The organism is Tenacibaculum sp. 190524A05c (genome assembly GCF_964036595.1).
Classification (GTDB): domain Bacteria; phylum Bacteroidota; class Bacteroidia; order Flavobacteriales; family Flavobacteriaceae; genus Polaribacter; species Polaribacter platacis.
In genome coordinates this window covers 2,189,122-2,209,403 of the sequence record NZ_OZ038523.1, presented here as the reverse complement: position 1 = coordinate 2,209,403, position 20,282 = coordinate 2,189,122, and the positions used below count along the sequence as shown (strand labels likewise).

At 31.2% G+C, this 20,282-nt stretch carries 23 protein-coding genes; 10 read left to right on the top strand and 13 right to left on the bottom strand.

Annotated features, from left to right (window positions below; all coding sequences use genetic code 11):
* The first annotated feature begins 1 nt into the window (after window position 1).
* Together ABNT61_RS09605 and ABNT61_RS09600 are read left to right on the top strand one after the other, a co-directional pair.
* Entirely contained in the window at window positions 2-193 is a 192-nt protein-coding gene (locus ABNT61_RS09605; protein WP_348712856.1) for a hypothetical protein, read from the top strand.
* A gap of 119 nt (window positions 194-312) precedes the next feature.
* Window positions 313-1,290 carry a Gfo/Idh/MocA family oxidoreductase gene (locus ABNT61_RS09600; RefSeq protein WP_348743040.1) on the top strand — a complete coding sequence of 326 codons (978 nt, stop codon included), beginning with the start codon at window positions 313-315 and terminating at the stop codon, window positions 1,288-1,290.
* Window positions 1,291-1,328: 38 nt separating this feature from the next.
* On the opposite strand, the gene ABNT61_RS09595 is transcribed toward ABNT61_RS09600, so the two are convergent.
* Genes ABNT61_RS09595 through ABNT61_RS09580 form a run of 4 tightly spaced genes read right to left on the bottom strand, consistent with a single transcriptional unit; the run spans window position 1,329 to window position 3,494 of the window.
* Window positions 1,329-2,228 carry a DUF5777 family beta-barrel protein gene (locus ABNT61_RS09595; RefSeq protein ID WP_348743039.1) on the bottom strand — a complete coding sequence of 300 codons (900 nt, stop codon included), beginning with the start codon at window positions 2,226-2,228 and terminating at the stop codon, window positions 1,329-1,331.
* Window positions 2,210-2,593, bottom strand: a complete 384-nt coding sequence (locus ABNT61_RS09590) for a hypothetical protein (protein ID WP_348743038.1) — start codon at window positions 2,591-2,593, stop codon at window positions 2,210-2,212. Before ABNT61_RS09590 ends, ABNT61_RS09595 begins: the two co-directional genes overlap by 19 nt.
* Window positions 2,571-3,104: a YceI family protein gene (locus ABNT61_RS09585; RefSeq protein WP_348712852.1), complete on the bottom strand. Its 534-nt coding sequence runs from the start codon at window positions 3,102-3,104 to the stop codon at window positions 2,571-2,573. The genes ABNT61_RS09590 and ABNT61_RS09585 overlap by 23 nt, the downstream gene beginning before the upstream one ends.
* 27 nt (window positions 3,105-3,131) lie before the next feature.
* Entirely contained in the window at window positions 3,132-3,494 is a 363-nt protein-coding gene (locus ABNT61_RS09580) for a hypothetical protein (RefSeq protein ID WP_348723969.1), read from the bottom strand.
* Window positions 3,495-4,188: 694 nt separating this feature from the next.
* On the opposite strand from ABNT61_RS09580, the gene lepA reads away from it, so the two are divergent.
* Together lepA and ABNT61_RS09570 are read left to right on the top strand one after the other, a co-directional pair.
* Window positions 4,189-5,985: a translation elongation factor 4 gene (gene lepA, locus ABNT61_RS09575; RefSeq protein WP_348712850.1), complete on the top strand. Its 1,797-nt coding sequence runs from the start codon at window positions 4,189-4,191 to the stop codon at window positions 5,983-5,985.
* Window positions 5,986-6,077: 92 nt separating this feature from the next.
* On the top strand, window positions 6,078-6,797 hold the full coding sequence (locus ABNT61_RS09570; RefSeq protein WP_348743037.1) for a Bax inhibitor-1 family protein: 720 nt from the start codon (window positions 6,078-6,080) through the stop codon (window positions 6,795-6,797).
* Between the two features lie 73 nt (window positions 6,798-6,870).
* Here the strand turns inward: ABNT61_RS09570 and ABNT61_RS09565 are convergent, their stop codons facing one another.
* The 7 genes from ABNT61_RS09565 to ABNT61_RS09535 form a co-directional block, all read right to left on the bottom strand.
* Window positions 6,871-7,635 (bottom strand): LytTR family DNA-binding domain-containing protein, encoded by a 765-nt coding sequence (locus ABNT61_RS09565; RefSeq protein WP_348743036.1) that lies wholly within the window; start codon window positions 7,633-7,635, stop codon window positions 6,871-6,873.
* A 3-nt stretch (window positions 7,636-7,638) separates the two neighbouring features.
* Window positions 7,639-8,643: a sensor histidine kinase gene (locus tag ABNT61_RS09560; RefSeq protein WP_348743035.1), complete on the bottom strand. Its 1,005-nt coding sequence runs from the start codon at window positions 8,641-8,643 to the stop codon at window positions 7,639-7,641.
* Window positions 8,627-9,424: a CPBP family intramembrane glutamic endopeptidase gene (locus ABNT61_RS09555; RefSeq protein ID WP_348743034.1), complete on the bottom strand. Its 798-nt coding sequence runs from the start codon at window positions 9,422-9,424 to the stop codon at window positions 8,627-8,629. Before ABNT61_RS09555 ends, ABNT61_RS09560 begins: the two co-directional genes overlap by 17 nt.
* 16 nt (window positions 9,425-9,440) lie before the next feature.
* Window positions 9,441-10,037, bottom strand: coding sequence for a hypothetical protein (locus tag ABNT61_RS09550; RefSeq protein ID WP_348743033.1), 597 nt, complete (start codon window positions 10,035-10,037; stop codon window positions 9,441-9,443).
* A complete protein-coding gene (locus ABNT61_RS09545; protein ID WP_348743032.1) occupies window positions 10,003-12,375 on the bottom strand; it encodes a TonB-dependent receptor domain-containing protein in 2,373 nt (790 codons plus the stop codon). Before ABNT61_RS09545 ends, ABNT61_RS09550 begins: the two co-directional genes overlap by 35 nt.
* A 109-nt stretch (window positions 12,376-12,484) precedes the next feature.
* The gene (locus ABNT61_RS09540; RefSeq protein WP_348743031.1) at window positions 12,485-12,994 is read right to left on the bottom strand and encodes a hypothetical protein; all 510 of its coding nucleotides are present in this window, start codon (window positions 12,992-12,994) and stop codon (window positions 12,485-12,487) included.
* Window positions 12,995-13,087: 93 nt separating this feature from the next.
* On the bottom strand, window positions 13,088-13,786 hold the full coding sequence (locus tag ABNT61_RS09535; RefSeq protein WP_348743030.1) for a zinc metallopeptidase: 699 nt from the start codon (window positions 13,784-13,786) through the stop codon (window positions 13,088-13,090).
* Window positions 13,787-13,880: 94 nt separating this feature from the next.
* Between ABNT61_RS09535 and ABNT61_RS09530 the strand changes: the two genes are divergently transcribed.
* The 6 genes from ABNT61_RS09530 to ABNT61_RS09505 all read left to right on the top strand — a co-directional run bounded on the left by ABNT61_RS09530 (window position 13,881) and on the right by ABNT61_RS09505 (window position 18,199).
* Window positions 13,881-14,921, top strand: a complete 1,041-nt coding sequence (locus ABNT61_RS09530; protein WP_348743029.1) for an asparaginase — start codon at window positions 13,881-13,883, stop codon at window positions 14,919-14,921.
* 226 nt (window positions 14,922-15,147) lie between these two features.
* Entirely contained in the window at window positions 15,148-15,861 is a 714-nt protein-coding gene (locus ABNT61_RS09525; RefSeq protein ID WP_348712840.1) for a MotA/TolQ/ExbB proton channel family protein, read from the top strand.
* 10 nt (window positions 15,862-15,871) lie between these two features.
* Complete coding sequence (locus ABNT61_RS09520; RefSeq protein ID WP_348712839.1) at window positions 15,872-16,309, top strand: hypothetical protein; 438 nt, start codon at window positions 15,872-15,874, stop codon at window positions 16,307-16,309.
* A gap of 6 nt (window positions 16,310-16,315) precedes the next feature.
* On the top strand, window positions 16,316-16,948 hold the full coding sequence (locus ABNT61_RS09515; RefSeq protein ID WP_348723954.1) for a biopolymer transporter ExbD: 633 nt from the start codon (window positions 16,316-16,318) through the stop codon (window positions 16,946-16,948).
* Window positions 16,949-16,972: 24 nt separating this feature from the next.
* Window positions 16,973-17,443 (top strand): biopolymer transporter ExbD, encoded by a 471-nt coding sequence (locus ABNT61_RS09510; RefSeq protein ID WP_348743028.1) that lies wholly within the window; start codon window positions 16,973-16,975, stop codon window positions 17,441-17,443.
* Between the two features lie 81 nt (window positions 17,444-17,524).
* Entirely contained in the window at window positions 17,525-18,199 is a 675-nt protein-coding gene (locus tag ABNT61_RS09505) for a porin family protein (protein ID WP_348743027.1), read from the top strand.
* Here the strand turns inward: ABNT61_RS09505 and ABNT61_RS09500 are convergent.
* Together ABNT61_RS09500 and rpoN are read right to left on the bottom strand one after the other, a co-directional pair.
* Complete coding sequence (locus tag ABNT61_RS09500) at window positions 18,194-18,793, bottom strand: hypothetical protein (protein WP_348723952.1); 600 nt, start codon at window positions 18,791-18,793, stop codon at window positions 18,194-18,196. The two genes, ABNT61_RS09505 and ABNT61_RS09500, sit on opposite strands and share 6 nt — an antisense overlap.
* Window positions 18,793-20,256 carry an RNA polymerase factor sigma-54 gene (gene rpoN / locus ABNT61_RS09495; RefSeq protein ID WP_348712833.1) on the bottom strand — a complete coding sequence of 488 codons (1,464 nt, stop codon included), beginning with the start codon at window positions 20,254-20,256 and terminating at the stop codon, window positions 18,793-18,795. The genes ABNT61_RS09500 and rpoN overlap by 1 nt, the downstream gene beginning before the upstream one ends.
* Window positions 20,257-20,282 lie beyond the last annotated feature (26 nt).

The window sequence follows — 20,282 nt, the reverse complement described above, 5'->3', positions numbered from 1 at the left end:
TATGATTCCTTTAGAAGCTGATTATTCTGGTATTTTCATTATCATATTTGTAATTCTATTGGTTCCGCCTTTAGTTCTTGCAGCAATTGGTTTTTTGCTTCGAAAAAAATATAAAGAAGTTTCTGTTGTGTTTTACATTTTGGCAGTTCTGTATTTAATAGTTGGATTAGGACTTTGTTTCGGTGGTTTGTAATTAGTAAGCCTAGATTAACTAGTTTTTTTGAAGAATAAATTGTTGAATGTTTGCTGAATTAATATCAGTAACATGATTTGTTTTGCTGTACTTTTCACTTGAATTAAAATATTTTCCTTTTGAAGAAGTATAATTGGGCCATATTAGGTTGTGGTTGGATAGCAGAAATTTTTGCAAGCGATTTAAAAGTATTAGATAGCGCCGTTTTATATGCTGCAGCTTCACGAGATATATCTAAAGCGGAAAAGTTTGCAGATAAGTTTGGTTTTGAAAAAGCCTATGGAAGTTATCTTGAAATGTTAGAAGATGATAATGTTGATATCGTTTACATTGCAACACCTCATACATTGCACTGCGAGCATACATTATTATCTCTAAAACATAAAAAGGCGGTTTTATGCGAAAAAGCTTTTGCCATAAACGAAAAGGAAGTTCAGTTAATGATTAATGCTTCGAAAGAGTATAATACTTTTTTAATGGAAGCTTTTTGGACTCGTTTGGTTCCCACATTTAAGAAGGTTTTATCGATAATTGAGTCTAAAAAATTAGGAGCACTTAAAACTGTACAGTCTGATTTTATGTTTCATTCACCATATAATGAAAAAAGTAGATTATACAACTTGGACCTAGGTGGTGGAGCTTTACTCGATATTGGAATTTATCCGGTATTTACAGCACTTGAAACTTTAGGAGAACCTAAAAATATCATCTCTAATGCAATTAAAAGTCCAACAGGATCAGATGAACATATTGATATTATTTTTGAATATGAGAATAATCAAAAAGCATATTTAAGAGCAGGTTTTAAAAATGATACTCCGAATTTTTCAATTTTTCATTTTGAGAAAGGAACGGTTCAGATTTCAAGAGAAATGAATTGTCCGATTATTATAAAAACAGAAGATGGGATTCAGGAATTAAAAGAAGATGACGGACCAGGATATGGTTATTATTTTGAAGCTTCTCATGTGATGGAGTGTTTAGATCAAGGATTGATAGAAAGTCCAATTTTAACCAATGAATTCAGTTTGAGATTAATCAAAACTTTAGATAAAATAAGAGAAAAAGTAAATGTAGTTTACCCTAATCATGATTAATTAGAAGTAAACTACATTTTTTAGACAGGGATTAATCGCTAAAATACTCTTACGATATTAAATCCAAATGCTATATCGCCACCAGCATTACTAATGTATCCTGGTTCATTAGTAGATTGTGCATTCGTGAATAGTAATTGAAATACATGACCTCCAGTTTCTATATCAACTCCAAATGTATATGGGTTATAGAAAATTGAATTTTTGTGCCTGTTGAAATTATGTACATATTCTGCATTAAAACTTATTCTTTTACTAAGCTTTAAACGACCTCCAATTCCTAAAGCAAATTGGTTATGATTGGCTTCAAAAGTTTCATCTAAGATTTGTAAATTTTCTCTCACATATGTTGGAGCTAACTCTAAAGAGAAGTTTTTAGAAAATCTACGAGAAGCTAAAAATTGTAATGCATAGCTAAATCTATCTTCGTCCTTTAAAGTGTAATTGGTAAAACGACTATTACTTAATTCTGCATTAATATTCATTGTTCCATATGCAGTTAAATTTAAAGGGAAAGAATTGGATTGTCTTTTTAAACGGACTTTACTAGCAAAAGCGATCGTCTTTTCAAAAGATTCTCTACTAATGCTAAATTGAAGTCCGTCGAAAAAACTATATAACAACTCAATCTTTGTATTCGCTAGATCAAGACCTAGAAAAGTATCAAAACCATCTTTTAAAGGCCCGAATCTATGCGAAACAATTAAGAATAAATCCCCTTTATCGGCAACTTTTGTTGATTGCAAGTTGCCAATTTTGAGTGTTTTGAATGCTGGAAGTTCAAAATTAGTTTCACCTCCATCATTATTTTTTGTTGAATCTTTATCTTTTTTTACTAAATCATCTAGTTCGTTTAACAAATCTTCCTGAGCGAATGTCGAAAAGATGTTGAGTGAAAAAATAAAACAGAAAAGTATAGTTAGTCTTTTATAATACATTGGTTCAGTTTTAATTCGTTTAATAAATCATCGTAGCCAATAATAATTCCTTTGACTTTTACAGATTGATTTTGTTTTAATTGTTGCACTGTGTCAGGGTTTGTAAATTGACAGAAAACACTTTCATCAATTACAATTCCTTCATCATTTATTGTTGAAATTTTTCCTTCAATCAGTACAGCTTTACTTGTATATGTTGTTCCTTCATTGATCTTAGATATTAAATCCTTGGAAGATCCTGTAAAAACAACCTCTATATCTTCTGTTGTTTCAGTTTCTTGAAATACATAATTGTATGTAAAGAAGCCTGCTAAAACTATTATAGAGACGAGAATTAGTTTCTTATTTTTTTTCAGTGAATTCATAGTTTAAATCAATAGTTACCTCACGAGCGATTTTACGACGTATTAAACTTGGGATTTCAATGTTGAAATCACCAGGAAGAACTACTAATTTTGAAACCAATTTTACCTTATCACCAATTCTAGACAAGGTTCCTTTTGTTTCTATGTTCTTGTCGATTCCTTTTACAGTTAATACACCTTTTATTACAACTTCTTTAGAATCTTTTAATTCACTTAAGTTAACATCTTCAACTTTACCTCTAAATGTAGCTTTTGGAAATTCAGCAGAATCCATAAAGTTTTCATTAAAGTGTTCTTGCATTAATGCTAATCTAAATTTAAATGCACTAATAAATAATTGTGCTGCAATTTGTCCGTCATTAGTAATAATTGCACTTGTACTTTTATTAAGAGCTTGTACTGGTTCAAAAGCTTTTACAGAAGCTCTAAATCCAGTAGATCCAGTTCTTGTGAAATATTTTTGAGCAAAAACAGATTGGGAAATCAATAAAATAATTACGAGTAATCTCATGGGGTAGTTTCTTTTTATAGTTAATGTTTAGTTTTCAAGGAATCCGTCTGCCTTCCATTGATCAATAATACTTCTTGTTGAAGTTGGTAGTAATCCTGTTGGAGGCATTGGATTAGAACCACTGTTTATACGACCAATTAAATTTCCGTTTTCTGCTTGACTTCTTACTTGATTATAAGTGTTGAAAGCAATTCCAGCTGCAGGAGATGATCCTGTATGGCATCCACTAACAGCACAGCTGTTATTAATAATGTTTTTTACATCTTTTTCGTAAGTAACTTTAGTTGTAGGATCAATAACTACTGGATCTTCACTAGATACTTCAGAAGAAGAACAACTCATTATCGAAATTGATAAGGCTAAAAGTAATGTTAGGTTTAGTTTTTTCATGATATGATGTTTATGATTTAATAACGAAAAAAGCAAAAGCTTTATTCCATATAAATTCCATTTTAAAGCTTCCACGAAAGTATAGTGTATCCAGTGTTTTAAAAGGAATAAACTCACTTAACAGGAATTATTTTAGGTTAAAAGGGAAAAAAGAACGTTTAAAAGAAACTGTTTGTAAGAGAACTCAGCATAAGGTGTTAATTAATTAAATGAATTTAAAACTTTAATTATTAATACGTCCCCCTTTAACCTAGTTTTTAATCCAAAAGCATAAAACATATATGCTGAGTATAATCTGCCAATTCAAGAATCAGCGCTCTAACAACATTATCCAGATATTACTCTGAACAATCACAATGGGTATTTTAAATATGACTACATAAATTGTAAAACAAATCAAGTAGCCTTCTGTTCATTAATTCGTAGACGAAAGTATTTCAGAAGTTTTGTTTAATCCTTATAAAACATTGTTAAAAGGAACTTTTTTGGGTTAAAAGGGAAAAAATGGGGTTGAAAATTTCGTGAACAATCCATTTTAAGCCTCAGGTTTTATGCGGTTGTTCTGTTGAAATAGTTTATTCATGTGAAATCAGCTACTTGTAATTCGAATTAAATTCTATACCTAAACTTTTATTTGCCAGACACGGTACAATTAGCGTATCTTTGCAAGTCATTAAGAAGGAATAAAGAACGAATGAAAAACATTAGGAATTTTTGTATTATCGCCCATATTGATCATGGAAAAAGTACACTTGCTGATAGATTATTAGATTTTACTCAAACAGTAACTGAGCGAGAAAAACAAGATCAATTATTAGATAATATGGATTTGGAGAGAGAGCGTGGAATTACAATTAAATCACACGCAATTCAAATGGATTATGTTCACAATGGAGAACCATATATCTTGAATTTAATCGACACTCCAGGTCATGTAGATTTTTCTTACGAAGTTTCACGTTCTATTGCGGCTTGTGAAGGAGCTTTATTAATTGTTGATGCTGCTCAAAGTATTCAAGCGCAAACTATTTCTAACTTATACTTAGCTTTAGAAAACGACTTGGAGATTATTCCAGTATTAAATAAAGTTGATTTGCCTTCTGCGAATCCAGAAGAAGTTACTGATGATATTGTAGACTTATTAGGTTGTGATCCTGAAGATGTAATTCCTGCAAGTGGAAAAACAGGATTCGGAGTAGATAATATTTTAGAAGCAATTATTGATAGAATTCCTGCTCCGGAAGGAAATCCAGATGCACCTTTAAAAGCTTTAATTTTTGATAGTGTTTATAATTCATATAGAGGAATTGAAACCTACTTCAGAATTATCGATGGTTCAATTAAAAAGAACCAAAAGATTAAGTTCATGGCTACTGGAAATGATTATTTCGCAGATGAGGTTGGAACGTTAAAGTTAAATCAAGAGCCAAAGAAAGAAATTAAAACTGGTGATGTTGGATATTTAATTACAGGTATTAAAACAGCGAAGGAAGTAAAGGTAGGAGATACTATTACAGATTTTGCAAATCCAACAACTGATAATATTGAAGGTTTTGAGGATGTAAAGCCAATGGTATTCGCAGGTATTTATCCTGTAGATACTGAGGATTATGAAGAGTTAAGAGCTTCTATGGAGAAGTTACAATTGAATGATGCTTCTTTAGTATTTCAACCAGAGAGTTCTGCGGCTTTAGGTTTCGGTTTCCGTTGTGGATTCTTAGGAATGTTACACATGGAGATTATCCAAGAACGTTTAGAACGTGAGTTTAACATGACAGTTATTACTACGGTTCCTAACGTATCTTATCATGCATATACAAAGAAAGAACCAGACGAGATTATTATTGTAAATAATCCATCAGATTTACCGGATCCATCAAAATTAGATAGAGTAGAGGAGCCATTTATTAAAGCTTCGATTATCACGAAATCTGATTTCGTTGGACAAGTAATGAGTTTATGTATTGAGAAACGTGGACAAATCATTAATCAAACGTATTTAACTCCAGAACGAGTTGAATTGATTTTTGAAATGCCATTAGCAGAAATTGTATTCGATTTCTATGATAGATTAAAAACAGTTTCTAAAGGATATGCATCTTTTGATTATCACCCAATTGGAATGAAGAAATCAAAACTTGTTCGTGTAGATATGTTATTAAACGGACAATCGGTTGATGCACTTTCATCTTTATTACACGATAGTAATGCATATTCTATAGGGAAAAGGATTTGTGAGAAATTAAAGGAGTTAATTCCACGTCAGCAATTCGATATTCCTATTCAAGCTGCAATTGGAGCTAAGATTATTGCTCGTGAAACTGTAAAAGCTTTACGTAAAGATGTAACTGCTAAATGTTATGGAGGAGATATTTCTCGTAAACGTAAACTTTTAGAAAAGCAAAAGAAAGGTAAGAAACGTATGCGTCAGGTTGGAAACGTAGAAATTCCACAGCAAGCGTTTATGGCAGTATTGAAATTAAATGATTAAGATATATTTAACCCTAGCACAGCAGTTGTTAGGGTTTTTTATTTAAAAATTAATTCTATTTTTACAATTCAAAAATCAATTAAAAAAATTATATGGAAAATTCATTCAATCAATTTGACAATGATCGAGTATTGATTGCTCAATCAACAGAGGCGGAAAGAGTAGAGTTTTACAAGAAAACTTATGCTCACGTAGCTGGTGGTGTTTTACTATTTATCATTTTCGAATTTTTATTACTTCAAAGTGATGCACTTGTGAACTTTATGTTATCTATGACTCAAGGTTATAAGTGGTTATTATTACTTGGTGGTTTTATGTTAATTACGAATTATGCGGAGAGTACAGCTTTAAGAACTACTGATAAGAACTTACAGTACATGGCTTATGCGGGATATATTTTTGCTGAGGCAATTATTTTTGTTCCGTTAATTGCAATTGTAACTAAGTTTATGGGTAGAGAAGGAATGGCTCTTTTACAGCAAGCAGGAATTGTTACACTGACTTTATTCGCAGGATTATCATCAATTGTATTAATTACGAAGAAAGATTTCTCTTTTTTGAGATCAGCTATGACGATAGGATTCTTTATTGCAATTGGATTAATTGTAGCAGGAACATTATTCGGATTTAACTTAGGATTATGGTTTTCAGTTGGAATGTGTGCTTTAGCTGGAGGATCTATTTTATACCAAACGTCTAATCTAGTACATAAGTTTACTACAGAAGATTATATACCTGCAGCATTAGGTTTATTTGCATCACTAATGTTATTATTCTGGTACGTAATCCAGATCTTTTTAGATAGAGATTAAGAAGAAATTAAAAACGTTTATATATATCATAAAAGACTCGAATTTCGAGTCTTTTTTGTTTGCTTAATATTATTTATTGTTCTAACCATTTTCTAAATTCAGATGTTGTAGAAGAACTCGTCATTGGTTTTTCTTTACATCCCGTAATGGTTAATAACAATCTGTTTTTAAAATGACTTTCAATGGTAACAATATAATCGATGTTTATTATTTCACTTCGATTGATCTTAAAGAATTTATTCGGATTTAATTGTTTAGAAATACTACCTAAGTTCTGAGAAATAGTATGTCTTTTTCCATCTTTATCTGTTGCAATACAAAAATCACCAGAAGCTTCAATTAAAGAAATGTCACTTACATTTAAGAGTTGAATTCCTTTGCTCTTCTTTATAACAAATCGTTTTTTATATGTGGTATTTTCTTCTTTTAAAGCAGATTTTAGTTCAACAATTACATCTGTGTTTAGATTGCCATAATCTCCTTTGCTGAACAAAGATTGATATTTTTCTAAAGCACCATTAAACTCTTTTTTAGTATAAGGTTTTAAAATGTAAGCAATACCATTTGTATGGAATGCTTTGAATAAATATTCATCGTGAGCAGAACAAAAAATAATTGGAGTATTGAGTGAAACTTCATCAAATAAATCAAAAGATATACCATCTAATAATTGAATGTCTGATAGAATAACATCATAGGTGTTGTCATCTAAAAATTGCTTTCCATCTTTTATAGTTCGAGCCCAATCATGTTCTGGTTCACTTTTTAAATAGTCTGTTAAATAAGTGACAAGTTTTTGATAAGCTGGAATTTCATCCTCTAAAATCAGTATTTTCATAGCCTATTCAATTAAATTGATAATTGGGATTGATACTTTAAACTCATCTTCAGTATTAATTATTGAGATTACTTGATCAGATAATAATTGATAACGAGTTTTTAAGTTTTGTAAACCTGTTCCAAAAGATTCTTTTTTACTTTTTAACGTAGATTTTGAATTAATGATTTTCAATCTGTTTTTCTCAATTATAATCTTCGTTTTAATTGATGATGTATCAGGTTTATTGTGTTTTACAACATTTTCAAGGAGCGTTTGTAAAGCTCCAGTTGGTATGTATTTATCTTCTATGGTTTCGTTTTTCTCTATCTCAAATACATAATCATTTCCAAAACGAGTTTGGATAAGGAATATATAGTTTTCCGCTAGCTGTAACTCTTCAACCAATTCCATGACTTCAGAATCCTTTGTTTTTATAAGATATCGATAAATCAGCGATAAACGGTTGATGTATTCTTTCGCTTTTTCAGTGTCAGAATCAATTAAACTATCTAAAGTATTCAAGTTGTTAAATAAGAAATGAGGATCAATTTGTGAACGTAATAGTTTTAATTCGTTTTCTTTTTGTTGTTTCTCCATTTCTAAAAATTGAGATTGACCTTCATAGAACTTTTTCATTAACAAGATTCCTAACGGAAAACCTACCATGTCAGTAGCGTTATACAATCCGCTTTGAAGTAATAACCAAACGCTTTTTATACCCGATAAGTCTTTTCCAGCAGTAAACCGACCAATTAATTTATCTAAGGTTCCAAATACAGTTAATAATAAAACAGCAATGATAAAAAACTTTAAGTACTGTTTCTTTTTAGTAAGTAGTTTAGGAACCAATATTTGGATAAAGGCAAGTATTATAATTATAGATATAATTGTTGTACTAGGAAAATCTATAAGATATTCTATCAATTCATTTCCTTCTCTGTAGTAATCCACCCCATTTAGGAGAACAGTTACACCGAATATGATTGATAAAATTATCCAATCAGATTTGTTAAGCTTGGTATTCATTCAGTTGAATTTTTTCTGGAATATGTTTCCTAATGATATACATTCCAAATAATAAACAAGGTAATGTAAGGATAATTAGAAAAATAGCACCAGTAATATCAGTTTCACTTGCAATCGTTTTCTCAAAAGGAACACCAATACTATCTATTTTTGCAGCAAAATCAATTAAAGCATGAATTATAATTAAGGGATAAATACTTTTTGTCGCAATTAAAAGCGCTCCAAATAATACACCTATGAACGTGGCAAAGAATACTTGAGAGATTTCTCCATAAAGACCTTTGTCAAACTTAATAAGATGAAGCAAACCGAAAATTAATGATGATATAAAAATTGCTCGTGTGATTGATTTTTTAGTTCCACCACCATGTTTAATTAATAATGGTAATAATACTCCTCTAATGCTGAATTCTTCCGAAAATCCAATGCTCAAACAATATGTGGCCAGTACAATTAATTGTAACGGCGTAAATTCTGGAATATCTCCACCGAATACTAAATTGATCCCTACAAGAAATACTAAAGGGAAAAGTAGTAGATGTACTTTTTCAGCTTTGAACGTATGTAGTCCACTCAATTGTAATAATTCATTCTTTTTAATAAAGTATAAAGAAACTAAAGACAATATGATATTACTTCCTATTCCAATTAATAAGTGAATATTATAGTTGGTAATTTCTTCATCTATTAGAATGTTCTTTACAATTTGATTGGCAATTAGTAAGACCAAAAAGAATAGAAAGAATAATGCGATTTTTAATGGAATATTATCTTTTTTCATAGTAATTTTTAAAGTATTAAGATGTCGTTTTTGTTGGGTTTTTAATAAAAATTAGAGCATAACCTAATGCTGTTAATAGATAAACGTAAATGAGTTTAGAAGGAATAAAATTTCCAAAATATACAAGTAATGTAGCAAGTATAATTAAATAAACCCCAATTTTGTGTTCTTTGAGATAGTTAAGGGCTAACAATAGCAAACCTATATTCAGAAAATTAGGTCCAATTTTAATAAATGGTTTCCATATGACTGGAAATTGTGATAAATGGCCGGCAAATTCGTTTCGAATTTCTTGAGTAGATTGACTCCACCAAATGAAATCTAAAACACACATTCCTATAATACATACAATACCAATCATTAGAATTGGAACTCCAATAAAGGAAAAAATACTCTTAGGAAATTGACCTAACTGTGGAATTAATAAAGCCACTCCAATTAATAAACTCCAATGTGCAAAGTCTATAGGTCGTAATGCATATACAAATTCAATTCCTTGAGCTAGTAAAATTTGACCAAGGGCTTCAAAAAGAAGCCCAATTACAAATAAAGGTTTATAGTTTATTTGAGATACAGATTTAGTCATTGTCATCGATTCTGTTTTGTTCGTCATTAGAAGCGTTTCTCTTATTCTTTTTCTTACCGAATTTAGAACCAAAACTATAGGTGAATCTTAATTGAACATTTTGTCTAGATCCGTTACTTTCAATATTAGCATTAATATTATCATAGTTTACACGTCCTACAAATCCTCTGTCTAATACTTTGTTTATTCCAAGATTCACTTTTAATCGGTCGTCCATAAATTTCTTTCCGAAAGAAAAACTTAAGTTTCCAATCCATCCTACATTAATTTGACCTTCTAAGGCACCCGAACCAAAGTAGCTCGACATTTCTGCATTTACATCCCAAGGTAATTTGTAACTCGCTTGTGTGTACCAACCGTAATTCCATTTTTCTAATAATAAGTTAGGAACCAATTCTGTTGAAGCAAATTTGTTGTAATCAACAATAAAACCTGTGAAACCTTCTACACCTGGAATAAAATCTAATGGTCCGAATAATCTAAAGTTCCAGTTTTTACGATCTTCTAGGTTAATAGTTGTTCTAGAGATTTGTGCGGTTGCATCATCCTGTGCAATGAATAGAAATAAATTATCTCTAGTTTCACTATACGCCACTGTAAAGAAAGGTTGATTATCAAAAGTTAAATTGAATTGATAATTATTTGTGAAAGCAGGTTTTAAATTTGGGTTTCCAACTTCTGAAGTTAACGGATCATAAACAGTTACAAATGAATTTAAGCTATTATAATTTGGTCTTCTAATTCTATAACTGTAAGCTACATTAACACCTAATTGTTCTGTTAATTTTCTACTTACAGATGCACTTGGGAACAACTCAGAAATTATTCTTGTTCTTGTAGTATTTGTATTAGTAGAAGTTCCTTTAGTATCACTATTTTCATATCGTAATCCTCCAGAAAGAGACCAGTCTCCAAAAGAAGCATTTACTTTAGAGTATACTGCAAAGATATTTTCATCAATTAAAAATCGATTACTATCTGCAGCTTGGAAATCAAAACCTCCAGTATTATTTTGAGTAAATAGTTTCAAGTCGCTATCAGTATCTACATCTGAATATTTAGTTCCTACACTTAATTTAAATTCATCCGTAAATGATTTAACGTAATCAATTCTATAAGTGTTAATGGTGTATTTTCCATCTTGTAAATATCGTTGATTCGTAAAAGGAACTGTATTTCCAGTCACTGCATAAATATCATTGGTGTTCTCGTTTTTAAAGTCGATATAATTAAAATCAACAAGTAATTTGTCAGTCTCAGATTTGTATTCGTAGTATGGGTTAAAACTGAATGTATTTCTATCTCTATCAAAAGTATTCTCAGTTACAAAACGTTCTAATGTGGTAGGAGTTGTAATATCTGTATTACTCTTTGAAATTCTATCTGACGTTGTATTGTTATAACGAGTTCCAAGTCCGATTGTATTTTTGTCATTAATGTAATAATCGATACTTCCACCAATCCAGATACGCTTCGGGTCGTAAGGTTCAATTGTAGCCTGATCATATACAGTAGTTCCTACAGTTCTCTTTATGAATAAATCATCTCTCCACGTTGGAGCAGAATAGCCAGAATTTAACTGCCAGTTTAATTTGTTTTTATAACTTGCTATTGAGGCATTCGTTCCATATTCAATTCCTTCATCTTCACCAATCCATGCACCAACATTACCATGAGTTCCTAGTTTTACATTTTTCTTTAATATGATATTGATTATTGGTCCAGATCCTTCTGCGTCAAATTCTGCTCCGGGTTGTTCAATTAATTCCACCTTAGCAATATTATCAGCAGGTAAATCTTGTAACAACGTATCCATATCCATGTAATCAGTGGTTTTTCCATTGATTAATATTCTGATATCAGATCTTCCAGCGAAATTGATTCCGTTATTAGTAACAATAACACCAGGAACACGTTTTACAACATCTTGTAAACTGCTATTTAACATTTCAGAATTTTCTAAGTCTACAACCAATTTCTCGGCAGTCTGACGAATAACTGGTCGTTTACTTTGAATGACAACTTCATCTAAAGATTCATTTTCTTCTTTTAAAGTAAAATCTATGGTTTTGTTCGCTGTTAATTGAAATTTCTCAGAGGTTTTGGTTTTGAATCCTAGCATAGAAATTTCGATACTATATTTTCCTTCGGAAATATTTTCGAATCGGAAATTTCCATTATCATCAGATACGACACCTTTAGGAGTTGAGTTTTCTTTTTCGCTCAATAAAATAACATTCGCAAATGGTAAAGGTTGTTTTTGAGCATCAGTAATTTTTCCAGCAATAGAATGTTGCGCGGCTATTTGTCCTATTGATAATGTTAGTAAAAATAGTAGAAGCGACTTGGTAAAGTTTGTTTTCATATTGATTTTCATTTTTCTAAAGACAAGACAAATCTATATTTGTTACAGGCCTTAAAAAATAGAAAACCGACAAAACGGGTTAAATTTCGGTCGAACTGGTTTTTCCAAACTACATCTTATCTATTAGCTGTTTAGATTTTTTTGGTTGTTCTTCCTTTCTCTTAGGTTTTTTACCGGGAAAAACTAAAGATGTACTAGAAAATGTAGTTCCAAAATTAACTTTCGCGTAATACACCTGACTTACAGCGTCGAGAAGTTGATCCTCAGTTAACTCTTTTAAAGGATGAATGTAAACTGACCAAAGCACATTGTCTGAAATTGCATATTTAACATCTAGAGCTGTATGAAAGTTAGCCATAAGAGAGGCTGTTTTTAATTCTTCATTAAGTTTATTGCTATCTGCAATTGGAGACATAATTCTCATTCTATTGTGGGTTGAGTCGGCAATAGTAATAAAAGGAGTGTTTTTTATAATAAATCTCCATTGTGTTTTAGTACTGATAATGCTATCACTTATTGCTTCTAACATTTCTCCAAGTTTTGTCGGAGTCATTTGTTGGCTGTAACTATTGATAGTCGTAAAGGCAGTTAGAAGAAGAATAAAAGTCGCTTTTTTCATGGTGTAAATTTTACAGTTAGACGTAAGCTATTTTTAAAAATAACAAAGGCTTCCAAAAAAGGAAGCCTTTATTTAATTGTTATGTTAAAAATTTTAGTCTCTACTACCTAAAATTTGAAGAGCCCAATACGCTAACATTGCTAAGGAACCTAGAGCTGCAACTAAATATGTTCTTGCTGCCCATTTCAAAGCGTCTTTAGATCCAGCTAATTCTTCACGTGTAACCATGTTTTTATTTTCAAGCCAAGCTAAAGCTCTATTACTTGCATCATATTCAACAGGAAGCGTAACAAAACTGAATAACGTTCCTAAAGCCATAAAAATCAAACCAGCAATTGCTATATAAAATCCTATTCCTGTATTTCCAGAAGCTGCACCAAATGCAATTCCACCAAAAATCATCCATTGTGAAAATCTTGATGTAATACTTACCATTGGTACTAGTTTAGATCTCATTTGCAACCATTCGTAAGCTTGTGCGTGTTGAACAGCATGCCCAACTTCATGAGCTGCTACAGCAGCTGCAGCGGCGTTTCTTTGGTTATAAACACCTTCACTTAAATTCACAGTTTTATTTTGTGGATTATAATGATCAGTTAGCATTCCGGGTGTAGAAATAACTTTTACATCATAAATTCCATGATCTGCAAGCATTTTCTCAGCGATTTCAGCTCCGCTCATGCCATTTCTTAAATGAACTCTTGAGTATTTTTTGAATTTTCTTTTTAAGGTATTACTTACAGCTGAGCTTATTAAACTTATAATACCAATAAGAATATAAAATCCTATCATAATCGTTTCTAATTAATTTTCAAATATTGTTTTCTTTGATAAATTTACAACATAAATTATTCCATTTTAAAAAATAGAGGTTAAAGTTGACAAAATGGCAAACAAACCAAAGATATTACTAGTTTATACCGGAGGAACTATCGGTATGATCAAAGATTATAATACAGGAGCATTACGTGCTTTTGATTTCAATCAAATACAAAATAAGATTCCGGAATTACAACATTTGAATTGTGAGATTTCTACTATTTCTTTTGAAGAACCTATTGACTCTTCTAATATGAATAGGAAATACTATGTTAAAATAGCGGAAATCATTGAAGCCAATTATAATGATTATGACGGCTTTGTTGTGCTTACAGGTTCAGATACAATGTCATATACATCATCTGCGATTAGTTTTATGTTTGAAAACCTGCAAAAGCCTGTAATTTTCACGGGATCTCAATTACCAATTGGTGATTTACGAACGGATGCAAAAGAGAATTTAATTACTTCAATTGAAATTGCTTGTGCTAGAGAAAATAATGAACCTATCATAAAGGAAGTAGGTTTGTATTTTGAATACAAGTTGTATCGCGCGAATAGAACAACTAAAATCAATGCGGAACAATTTGAAGCCTTTGCTTCAATGAACTATCCACCGTTAGCTGAAAGTGGAGTGCATTTACACTTTAATAATCATTTACTTTTTAAAAATGAAAAGTCGGATGAGAAACTTATATTTAGAAAGAATCTTATAGACGATATTGTAGTTTTAAAATTGTTCCCAGGAATAACTCCAATAGTTGTTGAAACAATTTTGAATATCGAAAATTTAAAAGGAGTTGTGCTAGAAACATATGGATCAGGGAATGCACCAACAGAACCTTGGTTTATTGATTTATTAGAGGAAGTTATAGCAAAAGGAGTAAAGATTGTAAATGTTACTCAATGTACAGGAGGTAGTGTAATTTTAGGTCTTTATGAAACTAGTACAGATTTAAAACGAATAGGTATTATTGATGGTAAAGATATCACTACAGAAACGGCTGTTGCTAAAATGATGTACCTATTGGGAGAGGATTTATCAAAGGAAGATTTTAAATATTATTTTGAAAAACCACTACGTGGGGAAATAAGTTTGCAACCATAGTTGAGTTTTTTTAAATTTAAAGTAACAAAAAGGAAAAGTTTTTTAACAATTAGCGTTAATTTTTTTTAATGTACCAACATTTTTTTGTTACTTGGCTCTCTGAAAACTGGCGGGGTTACTCTATTTGTGCCAAATTTCACGAATAGGTTACTAGTAATCAGGCTGGTTAGCTATATAAAAATTTGTATTTTTAACACGTTAACTATTTTAAATTAATTATAACAAAATGAAAAAAGCAGTAAATGTCCTAACTCTTACAGGATTTATGTTCTTTGGGGCTATTCAATCAACTTTTGCACAAGAAGCGGAAAAAACTTTTCACCAAGAGTTAAAACAACGTTTTATTGAAGGAGATCCAAAGTTTATGGGTATTGTATTAGTTACCTTAATTTTAGGTTTAGCTATTGCAATTGAAAGAATTATCTACTTAAACATGGCAACTACAAATACTAAGAAATTAGTAGCAAGTGTTGATGATGCATTAAGTTCAGGTGGTGTTGAGGCAGCTAAAGAGGTTTGTAGAAATACTAAAGGACCTGTTGCTTCTATCTTTTACCAAGGGTTAGAAAGAGCTGACGAAGGTTTAGATGCAGCTGAGAAAGCAGTAGTAGGATATGGTGGAGTTCAAATGGGATTATTAGAGAAAAACATTTCTTGGTTATCTTTATTTATCGCTCTTGCACCAATGTTAGGATTCATGGGAACTGTAATTGGTATGATTGATGCCTTCGATAGAATTGCTGTAGCAAATGATATCTCTCCAGCGGTAGTAGCAGGTGGTATTAAGATTGCACTTTTAACAACAGTATTCGGTCTTGTTGTAGCGATTATCTTACAAATTTTCTATAACTACATCGTATCAAAAGTAGATAGTATCGTAAACAACATGGAAGATGCTTCTATTTCTTTAATCGATTTATTAGCTAAGTATAAAAAATAATACGACTAGCATGAATAAAAGATTTTTAACAATATTAATCGCCATTATTGGTGTTATAGGTTTCGCCCTATATATCAACATCATGATGGTTGATGGAGAAGACAAAGCAGGACAGGATGTCGCTGCGTCTCCGATGGTAACTTTCTCTATAGTGTTATTAATTGCTTCTATTGTAATTACAGTATTAGCTTCATTAATGGGGGTTCTTAAGAATCCAGCAGCTTTAAAGAAAGCGTTATTAGGAGTTCTTAGTTTAGGAGTAGTAATTTTGATTGCTTATTTAATCGCAGATTCTAATGCAGTAGTTGATGCTAATGCAAAAGAAATCGCAGCAGCAGGAAGTTCTGTTTCTAAAATGACAAGTACAGGTATATGGGGAAGTTTATTCTTATTAGTAGTAGGAGGAGCTTTCTTTATATTTGATTTATTAAAAGGATTAATTAAATAATTTACCATGGCAAGAAGAGAAAACCCAGAAATTAATGCAGGTTCGATGGCAGATATCGCCTTCTTGCTACTTATCTTTTTCCTTGTAACAACTACGATGGATGTTGATTCAGGTATTTCTATGAAGTTACCAGAAAAACCGCCAGCGAATTACGATCCACCAAAAATTAAAGAGAAGAATATCTTTGAGATTAGTATCAACAGAAATAACGACTTATTCGTAGATGGAGACGTTATGGAATTAAAAGATCTTAAAGAAGCTGCTAAGAAATTTATTGATAATGGTGGTGGTGTTGGAAACCCAATGCCAGGAGAAGAGAAGGGTAAAGAATGTGATTATTGTACAGGAGATAGAAATCCTGAATCGTCGGATCACCCAAATAAAGCAATTATTTCTATCGAGAGTGATAGAGCTTCAGATTACGAGGTTTACGTTAGTATTCAGAATGAGTTAAGAAGAGCTTATACTGAATTAAGAAACGGACTAGCAATGAAGAAATATAATATGTCTTTTGCGGAAATAGAGTCAGCTTATAAGAAGAGTGGAAATAAGGATAAAAATCTTGAGGCGAAAGTTAAAGAGATTAAGAATTCTTACCCACAAATTATTACTGATTTAGATCCTACTGAATCTGAATAAACTTAACTATAAAAACAATTAGATATGTCTAAATTTGGAAAGAAGAAAAAAGGTTCACCAGCCATTTCAACGGCGTCGTTACCTGATATTGTTTTTATGTTACTTTTCTTCTTCATGGTAACAACCGTGATGAGAGAAACAGACTTACAGATTAATAGCCCTAGTTTACCAAGTGCGTCGGAAGTAAAAAAACTTGAACAAAAGAGTTTAGTTACTACGATTTATGTTGGACAAGCAAAGGATGCTAAATATGGTAAGAAGTACAACAGTATTCAATTGAATGACAAGATTGCAACTGCTGATGATATTCCAGCGTTTATTATTAATGCTAGATTAAATATTAAAGAAGAGAATCATCCAAGAATGACTACTTCAATTAAGGCAGATAAGCAAATGAGTGTAGGTACCTTAACTGATATCAGACAAAGATTAAGAGATGTTAATGCTCTTAAATTAAGTTTGTCTACTCACAAAGCAGGTACTATTAGTGAATAAATTTCATTTTGATTTATTATATAGAAAAAGAGCAATTATACAATTGCTCTTTTTTATTTTTATAGGTATTAAAAATAAGATATGAATTTGCGGTTATTAATTTTGATGCTACTGGTTAGTTTAAATTTAGATTCCTTTGCACAAGCTGATTCTTTAAAATTAGGTGACAAGTATTGGGAAGATCAATTGTATATGAGTATTTCCTATGATATTATGAGAAGTCAACCTCAGGGAGCTGAAACATCTGGTTTTTCTTACAGTTTATCTGTAGGGTATATAAAGGATATTCCTTTTACAAAACAGGGAGACTTTTCTGCAGGAATAGGTCTAGGTTACGGATATAATTCTTTTAATCATGATCTACAACTTACGGATGAAAGTACCATTCAATTAGGATCGGATATATCAACCAATAAACTTAGATTACATAATATAGAATTTCCTATTCAATTACGTTGGAGAACATCTGATGCTGTTACTTATTCTTTTTGGAGAGTGTATGCGGGTGTGAAACTAAATTATAATTTAAGTAACAAATTCTCTTATCAGCTTAATAGTAATAATCAAACTATTGAGTTCTCTAACGTTCCAATTTTTAATAAGTTTCAGTCAGGTTTAGAGTTATCTGCAGGATACGGAGCGTTTAATTTCTATATGTACTACGGATTAAGTCCGGTATATAAAAACGCTACCATTAATGGAGAAACTGTATCTTCCAAGATTACAAAGTTTGGTTTAATCTTTTATTTACTATAAAATGTAGTACGTAAGTAATTGACATCCTAAACCTAAAATAAAGCCTAAATAAACCTCTTTAGGTGTGTGTGCCTTTAAATATAACCTTGAAGAAGCTAAAAGACCTGAAAGTAGTATTAAAATGACTAATAAGGGTAGTACAGAAATATTATAGATTAGTTGAAAAACGATAAAGAAACCAACAGCACTTCCCATAGAAAGTAAATGGATACTCGTTTTAATTCCACTAAAGAAAATTAGGTACATCGCAATTAAACCTAATAAGGTTCCATAAAACAAATATGCTAAGTCTTGTACATTTCTGAATAAACTAAAGTATTTGGCTAGTATTAAGAATATACACATCATAATAAATAGTGGTACTTTTCTTTCCTTTATGGACGGTAAATCCATTGAACTTACTTTATTCGATAGTCTTAAAAATATGAGAATAAGTAACGGGATTACGTATGTTGCCGAAAACGCCAAAGTCAAGAAATATAGCTGTTCTCTTAAACTAATCTGTATTGGGCACAAGAAGAAATACAAAAGTAAACCAATTGTAGGCATTACAATTGGATGCAAAATGGTTGATAAAAACTTGTGCCAGCGCATTATATTTCTTTTCTAAGTCTAGCAACAGGAATATCCAATTGCTCTCTATATTTCGCTACTGTTCTTCTCGCGATTGGGTAACCTTTCTCCTTTAAAATACCCGATAGTTTTTCATCAGTTAAAGGTTTTCTTTTATTCTCTTCGGCAATAACCGTTTCCAAGATCTTTTTTATTTCTTTAGTTGAAACATCCTCACCTTGATCATTTTTCATAGATTCTGAGAAGAAATCCTTAATCAATTTAGTTCCGTAAGGTGTAGAGACGTACTTGCTATTTGCAACTCTTGATACTGTTGATACATCCATATTGATAGTATCTGCAATATCTTTTAGAATCATAGGTTTTAGTTTACGCTCATCTCCAGTTAAGAAATAATCATATTGATAATGCATGATAGAATTCATTGTTACCAATAAGGTTTGTTGACGCTGTTTAATCGCATCAATAAACCATTTAGCCGCATCAAGTTTTTGCTTGATAAACATTACAGCATCCTTTTGAGACTTAGTTTTATCCTTAGAATCTTGGTAGCCTTTCAACATATTGTTGTATTCTTTAGATACGTGCAATTCTGGAGCGTTTCTTGAATTTAATGTTAGCTCCAATTTACCTTCAATAATCCTAATTGTAAAATCAGGAACTATCTGCTCAGCAATTTTATTATTACCGGCATAAGAACTTCCTGGCTTTGGATTTAACTTAGAAATCTCTGTATTTACAGCTTTTAATTCTTCCTCTGATATATCAAACTTATCTAAAAGCTTCTTGTAGTGTTTCTTTACAAAATGATCAAAAGCACTGTCTAAAATTTGAATGGCTAATGAGCGAGTTTTGTTTTCGGATTTTGATTTTAACTGAATAATTAAACATTCTTTTAAATCTCTCGCACCAACTCCGATTGGGTCAAGTTTTTGGACAACATTTACTAAAACATGAGCTACTTTTTCTTCCGTTGTAAACACATTTTGTGTAAATGCTAAATCATCAATTAAGTCAATTAATTCACGACGAATATATCCGCTTTCATCTATACTTCCAACTAAAAATTCTGCAATAGATTTTTCTTCATCATCTATTCTGAACGTGTTAAGTTGATTCTTTAAAGATTGATGAAATGTTGTTCCAGCAGCATAAGGAACTTGTTTTTCCTCATCGTCTGATGAATAATTGTTGGCCTGAGTTTTATAACTCGGGTATTCATCATCACTTAAATATTCGTCAATGTTAATGTCTTCTGCATCAATTTTCTCATTTCCAGAATCATCATAATCACTTTCATTTGAAAAATCATCTTCAAAACTATCGCTTTCTTCCTTTCCTGTATCTAAAGCTGGATTTTCTTCAATTTCTTGTTTCAATCGTTCTTCAAATGCCTGTGTTGGCAATTGAATTAGCTTCATCAACTGAATTTGTTGAGGCGAAAGTTTTTGAAGTAATTTTTGATGTAAACTTTGTTTTAACATAAATACAAATATATGAATTCAGTAAA

What these genes read in the sequence shown, in the direction of transcription:
- ABNT61_RS09605 (WP_348712856.1), top strand. Translation starts at nt 2, where the DNA reads ATGATTCCTTTAGAAGCTGATTATTCTGGTATTTTCATTATCATATTT.
- ABNT61_RS09595 (WP_348743039.1), bottom strand. Translation starts at nt 2,228, where the DNA reads ATGTATTATAAAAGACTAACTATACTTTTCTGTTTTATTTTTTCACTC.
- ABNT61_RS09590 (WP_348743038.1), bottom strand. Translation starts at nt 2,593, where the DNA reads ATGAATTCACTGAAAAAAAATAAGAAACTAATTCTCGTCTCTATAATA.
- ABNT61_RS09585 (WP_348712852.1), bottom strand. Translation starts at nt 3,104, where the DNA reads ATGAGATTACTCGTAATTATTTTATTGATTTCCCAATCTGTTTTTGCT.
- ABNT61_RS09580 (WP_348723969.1), bottom strand. Translation starts at nt 3,494, where the DNA reads ATGAAAAAACTAAACCTAACATTACTTTTAGCCTTATCAATTTCGATA.
- lepA (WP_348712850.1), top strand. Translation starts at nt 4,189, where the DNA reads ATGAAAAACATTAGGAATTTTTGTATTATCGCCCATATTGATCATGGA.
- ABNT61_RS09570 (WP_348743037.1), top strand. Translation starts at nt 6,078, where the DNA reads ATGGAAAATTCATTCAATCAATTTGACAATGATCGAGTATTGATTGCT.
- ABNT61_RS09565 (WP_348743036.1), bottom strand. Translation starts at nt 7,635, where the DNA reads ATGAAAATACTGATTTTAGAGGATGAAATTCCAGCTTATCAAAAACTT.
- ABNT61_RS09560 (WP_348743035.1), bottom strand. Translation starts at nt 8,643, where the DNA reads ATGAATACCAAGCTTAACAAATCTGATTGGATAATTTTATCAATCATA.
- ABNT61_RS09555 (WP_348743034.1), bottom strand. Translation starts at nt 9,424, where the DNA reads ATGAAAAAAGATAATATTCCATTAAAAATCGCATTATTCTTTCTATTC.
- ABNT61_RS09550 (WP_348743033.1), bottom strand. Translation starts at nt 10,037, where the DNA reads ATGACGAACAAAACAGAATCGATGACAATGACTAAATCTGTATCTCAA.
- ABNT61_RS09545 (WP_348743032.1), bottom strand. Translation starts at nt 12,375, where the DNA reads ATGAAAACAAACTTTACCAAGTCGCTTCTACTATTTTTACTAACATTA.
- ABNT61_RS09540 (WP_348743031.1), bottom strand. Translation starts at nt 12,994, where the DNA reads ATGAAAAAAGCGACTTTTATTCTTCTTCTAACTGCCTTTACGACTATC.
- ABNT61_RS09535 (WP_348743030.1), bottom strand. Translation starts at nt 13,786, where the DNA reads ATGATAGGATTTTATATTCTTATTGGTATTATAAGTTTAATAAGCTCA.
- ABNT61_RS09530 (WP_348743029.1), top strand. Translation starts at nt 13,881, where the DNA reads ATGGCAAACAAACCAAAGATATTACTAGTTTATACCGGAGGAACTATC.
- ABNT61_RS09525 (WP_348712840.1), top strand. Translation starts at nt 15,148, where the DNA reads ATGAAAAAAGCAGTAAATGTCCTAACTCTTACAGGATTTATGTTCTTT.
- ABNT61_RS09520 (WP_348712839.1), top strand. Translation starts at nt 15,872, where the DNA reads ATGAATAAAAGATTTTTAACAATATTAATCGCCATTATTGGTGTTATA.
- ABNT61_RS09515 (WP_348723954.1), top strand. Translation starts at nt 16,316, where the DNA reads ATGGCAAGAAGAGAAAACCCAGAAATTAATGCAGGTTCGATGGCAGAT.
- ABNT61_RS09510 (WP_348743028.1), top strand. Translation starts at nt 16,973, where the DNA reads ATGTCTAAATTTGGAAAGAAGAAAAAAGGTTCACCAGCCATTTCAACG.
- ABNT61_RS09505 (WP_348743027.1), top strand. Translation starts at nt 17,525, where the DNA reads ATGAATTTGCGGTTATTAATTTTGATGCTACTGGTTAGTTTAAATTTA.
- ABNT61_RS09500 (WP_348723952.1), bottom strand. Translation starts at nt 18,793, where the DNA reads ATGCGCTGGCACAAGTTTTTATCAACCATTTTGCATCCAATTGTAATG.
- rpoN (WP_348712833.1), bottom strand. Translation starts at nt 20,256, where the DNA reads ATGTTAAAACAAAGTTTACATCAAAAATTACTTCAAAAACTTTCGCCT.